We start from the raw sequence: 10,028 nt of genomic DNA on the forward strand, positions 1-10,028 counted from the left end.
TTTAATTTTTCTCCACCAGCATAAACGATATCTCAGCTTCTGCTGCCAAGTCACCATCTACCGTCGCAACGCCTTTCGCCTTTATGAGATTTAATTTTGACGAGATTATCTCAACTTCAAGCTTTAACTGATCTCCAGGCACTACTACTCTTTTGAATTTGCACTTGTTGATGCCTGTAAAAAGCCCTATCATATTATTATTGTCTTTCCCGTGCATAACGGTTATTCCACCAAGCTGAGCCATAGCCTCTACAATAAGTACCCCCGGCATAATGGGATTTCCCGGAAAATGCCCTTGAAAATAAGGTTCATTTGCAGAGACGTTTTTTATGCCTACTGCTTTTTTACCATCTTCAATCTCCAACACTTTATCAATCATCAAAAACGGATACCTGTGGGGTATGACCTCCCTAATTTCTTTATTATCTAACATCTAATCAACTCCTAATTTTGCTTTTTACTATGATTATACCATATAGGATGAAAATATGAAAATTGCACAGCTAAAAAAATAACCGCCCTGTAAGCTTAGAGCGGTTATGGTTTCATATCTTCTTTGACAATTGGTTGTACATTTCATCTGCCAATCCGATCCCTGAGTTTTGCGCTATTGACTGTGCATAGTTGTCATACATCATCGTAGTAAACACATCTGTAGCAAAGTCATCGCCAGTCAGCGGGTCCTTTGGTATCGTGTTTCTCATCTCAGTAAGCATTTGGTTTACAAATACAGCTTCCAAGTCGATACATGCCTCTTTCAACTTTTGCTTATCCTTATTGTTTAAAGCATCTTGTATCGCCTTTTGAAAATCACCAGTATTAGTGTTGACATTAAGCTGGTTTACCTGGTTTACTTCATTTATGCTGCTTACAGGATCTATGTTCATCTAAGATTTCCCCCAATTAAAAATTTATCTCCTTAAATTATTGGCAATGTTAAGCATATCGTCTGCAGCTTGAATAGCCTTTGAATTTAATTCGTAAGCCCTTTGAGCCGCTATCATGTTTACCATCTCATTTACCACTTGCACATTTGAAGTTTCCAAAAATCCTTGGCGGACGTTTCCCATTCTGCCCTGAAAATCGTCCCTCGTGCCTGGATCTCCTGATGCTGCCGTTGCCTCATAAAGGTTGTCGCCTTTATCCAACAGTCCATCTGGGTTTTGAAAATTGTAGATTCCCAAAGTCGCTACATCCTGCTGAGTCCCATCAGAGTTTTTCACAGATATGACCCCTAAAGGAGATATTGATATATCCTTTTGGGTGCTATCAAACGTTATCGGATTTCCTCCATCGTCTAAAACAGGATAGCCATTAGCAGTTGTCAAAGTTGCTGTGTTTTGATCTACGCTTAACTTAAAGCTTCCATCCCTCGTGTAGTACGTATTTCCATCAGGGCCTAATACCGCGAAAAATCCTTCTCCATCCAACGCCACATCTAAAGGATTATCTGTCTCCTGCAAGCTTCCTTCGCTAAAGTCTTTGACAATGGCAGACGGCCTTACGCCAACACCTACCTGCATGTTTACAGGCTTTCCTTGCCCGCCATTTACGTCTTCAGTCTGAAGCGTCTGATATATGAGGTCCTGAAATTCTGCCCTATCCCTCTTAAATGCAGTCGTATTTACATTTGCAAGGTTGTTTGAAATCACATCAACATTAAGCTGCTGCGCATTCATGCCTGATGCAGCAGACCACAATGCTCTTATCACTTAATACCACCTCTTTTTATACTTTTCCAACTTCATTTACGCTTTTATCGAGTGTTTCATCAAATGCAGACACTGACTTTTGGTTTGCCTCATAAGTCCTCATTGCGCTTATCATTGTCACCATCTCATCTACTGGATTTACATTTGATCCCTCTAAGTAACCTTGCTTAACTTTTGAAGTCGCCGGTACAGCTTGTCCACCTGTCGTAAAAAACAGATTGTTGCCTTCTTTCCTGAGTGTATTGTAATTTGCAAAATCCACTATGTTTAACTTATCGACAGTTTGTCCATTTACGCTTATGTTTCCTGATTCATCGACAGATATATCACCGTTGCTAAGCTGTATAGGTCCATTCTGACCTAAAACGTAGTAACCATCTTTCGTCACAAGGTATCCATTGCTATTTAAAGTAAACGAGCCATCTCTCGTGTACCTTACGCCATTTGGCGTGCTTACAGTAAAAAATCCAGAACCATCTAATGCAAAATCCAGCTTTCCATCTGTCTTTTCAATATCCCCTTCAGAGAAATTGGTGTTAAATGTCTCAACTAAAACACCGTAATCCATGGTTCCAATATTGCCATTGTAGGGCACATTGTCGCCGCCGCTTCTTGTAACCATATAATCAGGAAAAGCCATCGTTGTCACAGTGTCCTTTTTGTAGCCTGTGGTATTTACATTGGCGATGTTATTTGAAAGCACATCTACTATCTTCTGCTGTGCTATCATTCCAGATGATGCTGTGTATAAACCTCTTAACATATAAACACCTTCTTACTTGATTTTAAAAGCGTCAATGACTGTCTCATGGTCTTCCATAAATGGCAAAGACTCTAATGCCTTTCCCGTTCCTAAAGCCACACATGATATTGGATCATTTGCCAGTATAACTGGCACATCCATCTTTTCCTCCAGCAATTTGTCAAGTCCATGCAGCAGCGAACCACCACCAGTAAGCACTATGCCTCTATCGCATATATCTGCTGCTAATTCTGGTGGAGTTTTTTCTAACACACTGTGGACCAAATCAACGATGTCGGCTAACGGCTCTTCCAATGCTTCCGCAACCTCGTCTGAGCTTATATCGAAGCTTTTCGGCAGCCCCGATATAAGGCTTCTTCCCTTCACAGTCATGTACTCTTTCTTGTCTTTTTTAAGAGCAGAACCTATGTTTATCTTTATTTCCTCAGCAGTCCTATCACCTATGATGATATTGTACTTTTTCCTTATGTACTTTATTATAGCGCTGTCAAAATTGTTTCCTGCAACTTTAATGCTTTTAGACACCACTGCGTTACCTAAGGAAATGACAGCAACATCAGTGGTGCCTCCCCCAATATCTACTACCATATTGCCACACGGCTTCTCTATGTCAAGACCTGCCCCTATAGCCGCGGCTATAGGTTCCTCAATCAAAAAAGCTCTTCTGGCACCTGCATGTACTGCAGCATCTATGACAGCCCTCTTTTGAACCTGTGTCACCTCACTGGGTATGCAGATCATTATTCTGGGCCTCATTATAATTCCCCCGCCGCAGGCCTTTTGAATAAAGTATCGCAGCATTTTTTCAGTTATGTCGTAATCCGAAATCACTCCAGCACTCATTGGCCTGACAGCTATTATATCCCCCGGCGTCCTGCCTACCATTCTTTTTGCCTCATCACCTATTGCAAGTACTTTGCCTGTATTTCTATCGATGGCTACAACAGATGGCTCGTTTAAAACGATCCCCTCATCCTTCATATAGACAAGTACAGATGCCGTGCCGAGGTCAATTCCAATATCTTTTGATAAAGCAAACATCTAAACACACCTTTCTTCTGTTTTTCGACATTGTATTGGCATCCATATTCTTTATCGACACTTAAAAATAAATATTTAATAAATAAATTCGACAAATATTTCATAATTCCTCTTTTTAATATTAAATTTTATTTAGCTGATTTGTACTTTATTTTAGTAGCATTACCGCCTCTTATATGTCTTTCAGCCTTATTTTTCTCCAACACTTCTTTGACTTCTTGGTAGAGCTTAGGGTTTATATTCTCAAGTCTTTCTGTTACATCTTTATGGACTGTGCTTTTGCTGACACCAAAAACTTTTGCAGCTTCTCTTACAGTCGATTTGTTTTTTATTATATATTTTCCTATCTCCAATGTCCTCTCTTCGATATAATCCTTCAATACAAAAACCCCCTTAAGTATAGACCTTTCAATATATTTATATGCGGGGATTGTATCAATAGAATAAAATGACAAGCTTCAACGCAAAAAAATAACAGGGTTTTTCCCTGTTATCATGATAATAATCACACTGTTTTATTTGCTGAAGTATTGCATAGGATCTATATAATTTCCGTCTTTTAGTAGCTCGAAATGGACATGTGGATCTTCCGCAATTTCAAACTTAGCAGTGTTTCCAACCTTTCCTATAACGCTTCCTTGTTGTACTGTCTGTCCCACTTTCACATTGACGTTATCCTCAAGATTGCTGTAGCGGGTTATATACGAACCATTTTTTATCTCTACAGTATTTCCAAGCCTACTATCATTGTACACTTTTGTCACAACACCGCTCATTGCTGCCACCACATCAGCGCCTAAATCAGCTTTTAAATCCACCCCTTTGTGTGTTGTCCATTCATCGAGAGTCTTTGAATATGTAAGCTTCGTCACAGCAAATTCCATTATCACATCGCCATTTACCGGTTTTATCAGCGAGAAGATAGTGCTGCTTTCACTCTTTGAATTATTACTTGCTGTAGTAATGTTTGACATGGTGTTTACAGCATTATTTGGTTGTACTTTTTCTTCCACTGCCTTCTGTGTTGTACTTGATGCATTAGTTTTCACAGGCGATGGTGCACTGGTGGAATTTGTGTTTTCAACTTTCACCTTATTTTCTTCTTTTGCCGTATTATTATTCTTGGTAGTAGGGTACTCCGAAACAGTATTCTTTGTGCTGGAGTCTGTCTTCACAGTATTTTGCGTTGTACTAAGCTCTGCCATCTTCTTTAAGTTATTGTCTGTAACGTAGACAGCAGTAACTGCTACGACAACTATGCACAAAAACAAAATTAAGTAGAATCCTTTTCTGTCAAAAAACCTTGCTAAATCGTCTCTATTTATCTTCACAAAAATTCACCTCCTTTTGGTATTTTAACCAATATAATTTAATTTATACCAAAGGAGGCTTCTCGACATTTATATGGGCTTAAGTTTTTCCATCCTTTAATTTCAAAAGATCATCTGTTTTCATTATTTCTACACCTGTGTAGTAATGCTTCAATATATCTTCAAAGTTTTTGCCGTCTTTCGCCATTGCATTTGCACCATATTGGCTCATTCCTACGCCATGTCCATATCCGATCACATTTATCACCACATTGCTTCCTTTCATGCTAAAGCTAAAATTTGTGGAATTTAACTGAAATAGCTCTTGTATGTCTGTTCCTGTAAAATCTACACCGCCTATGTTCAGCGATAAAACGTGTCCTGCTTCAGTCCTTTTTACATTTTTTATGTAGCTTAATACGTTTTTTGTGCTTATATTAGCTTTAGGCGCTTTGCTCTTTATGCGGTTTACAAATTCTTCTGATGATACTGTCACAGTCGTCTTAAATTTCTTGGCCACTTCTTCCCCTGGAGATGGCACGCTTTTTAAGTATGGAAGGTTCTCCTTCCACACGTTAATGGCATCTTCCGTTTCACCGCCGCTTATGGCATGGTATACAGGATCTATAAGCACATCATTGTACACTATCACAAGACCTTTTGTGTCATTTACCGCTTTTACTATCTTGTCGTGGTACAAATTGTAGTTGTTACCCCAGCGGGATTTCATTACATCATCCGATATCCATGCCTGACAGTGCTTTGAATCTGTACATATATCGCTGCCTGGATGAAGATCACAACCTTTACCACCTAAAGCTAATTCCTTGGAAAGGGCATACGTCCTTGCAGCAACTGCTTGAGCCTTTAACGCTTCCAATTCAAAATCCGCTGGCATCTCTGCTGCCACAACACCTACAAGGTAATCCTCCAAATTCATCTTTACATCTTTGTTTTCATCCACCACAAACACATTAATCGTATTGTAATCAGCAGGTGCTTCTTCTACATTGGTCTTTAAATCTTTAAGCCCTCCACTATTTATAAGCCTGACAGTGCTTCCATGGGACACAACACTTCTTGCAGGCGCCAATCCTATTACGATTACAGTTGGCAGTAAAATAGTCGCAAAGACAATTAAAATAACCCCGTACGCAATATGCTTCATCATATCCTCCTTAAAAATAGGCTAATAAAGTATATGCTACGGGGTAAAAATTTATGAATCAGTAATTTATAACCTTCTGCACATAATCAACCGTCAGATCTTTCATCATAAAATCTATCATGCGGGATATCATGGCTGCCGCTTCTTCCCTTGTCAATGTGTCATTGGCATCAATGTTGCCGTAGTTATCGCCTTCTAATAATCCAATCTCATTTGCAACGTAAATGTCCCTTTTAGCCCATGATGGAATGCTGCTGTCATCTCTAAAGCCTGTATTGAAATTGCCTGATGGAGCAAGGTTAGAAAGACCTAATGCTCTTATGAAGATGACTGCCGCTTCCGCTCTGGTAAGTGGCTTATCAGGGCTAAACTGATTTGGCGCTGTTCCTGATATAAGCCCGGCTTGACTTGCTGCTTTTATGTAGCCGTAATTGCTGTCAGATGTGGATACATCTACAAATGGTGATACTTCTGCAGTTTTAGCCTTTGAATACCCCATCGTCTTTGGAGCAGTGTACGGCGTCAAATTTATGGCTTTTGCAACTGCAACTGTAAAATCAGTCCTCGTTATAGGAAGTTTTGGTCCAAAATACTTTGATGTGTTTGGAAAAACCTCCATGCTCATAAGCTTCAATATGTCGTCATATCCCCATGTGCCGTTTATATCCCGTACATCCGGCACCACAAGCCTCTTTTCTTGCGGCACTTCGTCTAAACTTGCGCTACTTGATCCTGTATTTCTTCCTATTACATTACCACTTCCATCAAACTCTGGCAAATCGTATGTGTACGTCATGACGTCTTGTCCAGCCTGACTTAAAAGATAGCCGCCTCTAAAGCTTATGTAGTTAGGATCATTTGTCACATATTGAAGGTCAGAGCTTACAGTAAATGATACATTCACATCGGCAGTACCGCTCCACGATATATTCGTATTGTTAGAGACGGTATTGCCTTCTATGGTGTAATTAATCTGCTGTGTCTTTACACTGCCGTAAACGTGGCTATACCCTACTGTTTTGTCAGTTATGTCTACAACAATTGTTCCGCCGTTATTGTTTAGGGTGTACACCTTTCTGCCTGCAAAATTGCCTGCAAAATAATTTACACCCGGATTTAGCGATTTAATGTCAGAGCCATTGAAATCATAAGATGACAGCCTGTAAACTTTGCCGCCTTCTGTTATGGTCTCTGAAAACCGGCTTAAAGTGGTGTTTGACTGCACTTGATTGTACTGATCCTTTGGCGTGTCCACAGTAGTAAACGTCAATGTCCTTGTAAGTTTACCGCCATCACTGGATGACAATTGATACCTATACGTTGACGTGGTGGTTCCAGATCTTGTAGACTGTGATACAGTAAGTTTTCCATCAAATACGACAGGGCTACCTGTTATAAACACTACTTCTTTGTACTCATATTCATTGGCAATACCGCCTTCATATCCGGCATCATTGGCAAAGGCGTATACTGGAATAGCCATAAACAATAGTATCAATATAATCATAATCTTCTTCATGCTGCATCTCCCCATTTACTGCTGTACAGTGACTATTATCCCTGAAGCGCCATCTCTCACTATGTAAAGACTGTCGCCACTCTTTAAGTCATTGACAGATATTACTTTGTTGTTCTTAACTATGACTGCCTTAGTGACATCTATAGAGTCTAAAGACGTATTAAGCTCCCAATTGTTGTTGAGTCCATTCCAATCCATCACATCATCTAAAGTCAAGACATTGCCATTAATGCTGCTTAACACTGCTTTAGTCACCCTGTCTGTACTCACTAAAGGCCTTAAGTTTACAGCTATTGCATTGCCGTTACTTGAAACGACGTACGCAGAATAATACGTAGAACCGCTGTACTTCTGATTTAAAAATTGACTGTACGGTACATTTGAAGGGCTGTTACCAGTATTGTCTACAATATATGTTTCATCGCCGACATAAAAAGTTTCATCGCCATTGGCAACCCACTCGTTGTTGCTTAAAGATTCATCGCCGTAATCATTGCCGCTATAATAGTAATAGTTGCCAAGCGTTATGGAGTCTGACGTGACAGTTATAATATTTCCTTTAGCGTAGTAATATCCTGATGGAGCATTTGTATCCAATATTGATATGAAGTTTGCCCCGCCACCTCTTGCAAACGAAATATAAGCTTGGCTTACCTTAGACAACTGGTCTTTTGGCACCAAAATCCCATCATCCAGTATGATAGTGCCGTCATTGACGCTTACCTGACGATTGTCACTTAGTGTCACTGTCAAAGTGTTTCCATCGTACGATATGTTGCCAACGTAGCTCATATTAAATCCATTTTGTATAGATACGAGTGTTGCAGTATCTGTGCCATAATGGTCTTCCACCATTATGTATGCATCATATCCTTTGTACTTGCTAATATCGCTTACAGGTATCTTTAGACCATTAAGGTAGACTGACGCACCATCAATGCTGTACATAGAATAGTCAGATGATGTATTCCACTGGCCTTGCCTATATATTTGGACATTTTTAAGCTGTATTTTGGGGTTAAATCCAGAAACCCCTGATATGGTCCCTCTTATGACTGCAACAGCTTTATTGTAGTCCCCTTCTAAAAACACCTCATCAGGTGTATTGGAACTTATGCTGCTGAAATAAAGCTTTATATACTCTCCGACTTTCAAATCTCCTACGCTTAGGGACCCACTTCCACCTTCAACAAGCATATCAACATTTGCCGTATACGTATTTCCATTGTCCAATGTTATTGAAACTTGGCTGTTATTCGTCTCTATGTCGGCTATTTTTCCGCTGTCTTGCTTATCACCAAGATTGACCTGACCATTTCCGCTTAAATCGGTGTACGCAACATCTATTCTTGTGGCTGTGCTGCCTGAAACAGTCACTTTAACCGTCTCCCCGTACTTTAAGTCGCTTATAGATGCATCCACCGAATTCATGGTAAGTTGTGTATTGTTGTTGTAGTATATTATATAGCTATTTCCACTGTCGTCTATGAGCCTAAAGCTTCCTTGCCAAACAGCATCGATGGTACCGCTTAAAACCGATGAAGACGTGCTTTCTGTCTCTGCAAATACCACATTGCTGCCATTTGTGTAATATGTGATTCTGTCGCCACTTGTGATTAATGAAGATAATCCTGCAACACCGTTTTTCAAAACTGCGAAGTCGTAATTTGCACTTTGAGAGTTTTCAGAAACCAATGCAATATCTTGTCCACTGTCATTTTTGATTTCGTAAGTGTACCTCATGCCTCCATTTACACTGTCTTTTTGTACGCTTTCAACATACCCCATATCCTTTGTGTACCCCATCATTGTATATGAAACATTGAAAGCCCTGCTTAGCACAGCAGTCATCTGTTCCCTCGTGATATAATCATTTGGACCAAAATAGCCATTTGAATAGCCCGACATTATTTTCGACTCAATCGCCGCTTCTATGTACGGCAATTTGTCTGCATCGAATAGGCTGCTGTCTTTGTATGAGTAAACGTACTGTGCGTCTTTTCCATAGACAGGCGTCAGATTTATGCCTTTAGCGATCCAATTGGCTATCTCCTGCCTTGTGGCATTTTTCGTGAAATCCAAAGACTGCTCCTGCTTTGACAGAAGCCCTGTATTTTTAGCAACGGTTATCACACCTTGCGCCCAGCTATCTACCGTACCGCTGGAAGTAGTTCCAGCAGCACCCGGTACTCCGCCAGATGCACTGTTTTGAGCCACTTGCACATCTTTCTCTTTCCCCATAAGCCTTAATATCATGGCAAGTGCTTCTTCTCTTTTTAACTTGTTTTTTGGATAATAAAGTCCACTTCCATTGCCTCGTACTACAGACAATGCTGTCATTCTCATTATATCGCCTTTTGCAAAGCTACTATATATATCGCTGTAAGACATGTTTTCAAAAGTAGCTGTTGCGTTGTTTACTCCAGTATAAACCGTTGAACCATAAACGGAAGCAAACATCAAGATGGATAAAATTGAAATCACTGTGATTGTTTTAATTAGCCTCTTCATACCA

10 protein-coding genes are annotated in these 10,028 nt (G+C 39.9%); all 10 read right to left on the reverse strand.

Features of this window, described 5'->3' with window-relative positions; all coding sequences use genetic code 11:
• Position 1 precedes the first annotated feature (1 nt).
• The 10 genes from fabZ to BVF91_RS09110 all read right to left on the reverse strand — a co-directional run bounded on the left by fabZ (position 2) and on the right by BVF91_RS09110 (position 10,024).
• Positions 2–433, reverse strand: coding sequence for a 3-hydroxyacyl-ACP dehydratase FabZ (gene fabZ, locus BVF91_RS09065; protein WP_085113094.1), 432 nt, complete (start codon positions 431–433; stop codon positions 2–4).
• Positions 434–545: 112 nt separating this feature from the next.
• Positions 546–887 (reverse strand): rod-binding protein, encoded by a 342-nt coding sequence (locus BVF91_RS09070; protein WP_045412205.1) that lies wholly within the window; start codon positions 885–887, stop codon positions 546–548.
• 24 nt (positions 888–911) lie between these two features.
• Complete coding sequence (gene flgG, locus BVF91_RS09075; protein ID WP_085113095.1) at positions 912–1,712, reverse strand: flagellar basal-body rod protein FlgG; 801 nt, start codon at positions 1,710–1,712, stop codon at positions 912–914.
• A 16-nt stretch (positions 1,713–1,728) separates the two neighbouring features.
• Entirely contained in the window at positions 1,729–2,475 is a 747-nt protein-coding gene (flgF, locus tag BVF91_RS09080) for a flagellar basal-body rod protein FlgF (protein WP_085113096.1), read from the reverse strand.
• A 12-nt stretch (positions 2,476–2,487) separates the two neighbouring features.
• Entirely contained in the window at positions 2,488–3,516 is a 1,029-nt protein-coding gene (locus BVF91_RS09085) for a rod shape-determining protein (RefSeq protein ID WP_045412214.1), read from the reverse strand.
• Positions 3,517–3,644: 128 nt separating this feature from the next.
• Complete coding sequence (gene spoIIID / locus BVF91_RS09090; RefSeq protein ID WP_045412217.1) at positions 3,645–3,896, reverse strand: sporulation transcriptional regulator SpoIIID; 252 nt, start codon at positions 3,894–3,896, stop codon at positions 3,645–3,647.
• 135 nt (positions 3,897–4,031) lie between these two features.
• Positions 4,032–4,847 carry a M23 family metallopeptidase gene (locus BVF91_RS09095; RefSeq protein ID WP_085113097.1) on the reverse strand — a complete coding sequence of 272 codons (816 nt, stop codon included), beginning with the start codon at positions 4,845–4,847 and terminating at the stop codon, positions 4,032–4,034.
• Positions 4,848–4,926: 79 nt separating this feature from the next.
• On the reverse strand, positions 4,927–5,994 hold the full coding sequence (spoIID, locus tag BVF91_RS09100) for a stage II sporulation protein D (RefSeq protein ID WP_085113098.1): 1,068 nt from the start codon (positions 5,992–5,994) through the stop codon (positions 4,927–4,929).
• A 58-nt stretch (positions 5,995–6,052) separates the two neighbouring features.
• A complete protein-coding gene (locus BVF91_RS09105) occupies positions 6,053–7,513 on the reverse strand; it encodes an S-layer homology domain-containing protein (protein WP_085113099.1) in 1,461 nt (486 codons plus the stop codon).
• Between the two features lie 15 nt (positions 7,514–7,528).
• Entirely contained in the window at positions 7,529–10,024 is a 2,496-nt protein-coding gene (locus BVF91_RS09110; protein ID WP_085113100.1) for an S-layer homology domain-containing protein, read from the reverse strand.
• Positions 10,025–10,028 lie beyond the last annotated feature (4 nt).

This window comes from Thermoanaerobacterium sp. PSU-2 (assembly GCF_002102475.1).
GTDB lineage: Bacteria > Bacillota > Thermoanaerobacteria > Thermoanaerobacterales > Thermoanaerobacteraceae > Thermoanaerobacterium.

Bases quoted from the DNA above. Each gene is read 5' to 3' on its own strand.
- fabZ (WP_085113094.1), bottom strand. From the start codon at position 433: ATGTTAGATAATAAAGAAATTAGGGAGGTCATACCCCACAGGTATCCG.
- BVF91_RS09070 (WP_045412205.1), bottom strand. From the start codon at position 887: ATGAACATAGATCCTGTAAGCAGCATAAATGAAGTAAACCAGGTAAAC.
- flgF (WP_085113096.1), bottom strand. From the start codon at position 2,475: ATGTTAAGAGGTTTATACACAGCATCATCTGGAATGATAGCACAGCAG.
- BVF91_RS09085 (WP_045412214.1), bottom strand. From the start codon at position 3,516: ATGTTTGCTTTATCAAAAGATATTGGAATTGACCTCGGCACGGCATCT.
- spoIID (WP_085113098.1), bottom strand. From the start codon at position 5,994: ATGAAGCATATTGCGTACGGGGTTATTTTAATTGTCTTTGCGACTATT.
- BVF91_RS09105 (WP_085113099.1), bottom strand. From the start codon at position 7,513: ATGAAGAAGATTATGATTATATTGATACTATTGTTTATGGCTATTCCA.
- BVF91_RS09110 (WP_085113100.1), bottom strand. From the start codon at position 10,024: ATGAAGAGGCTAATTAAAACAATCACAGTGATTTCAATTTTATCCATC.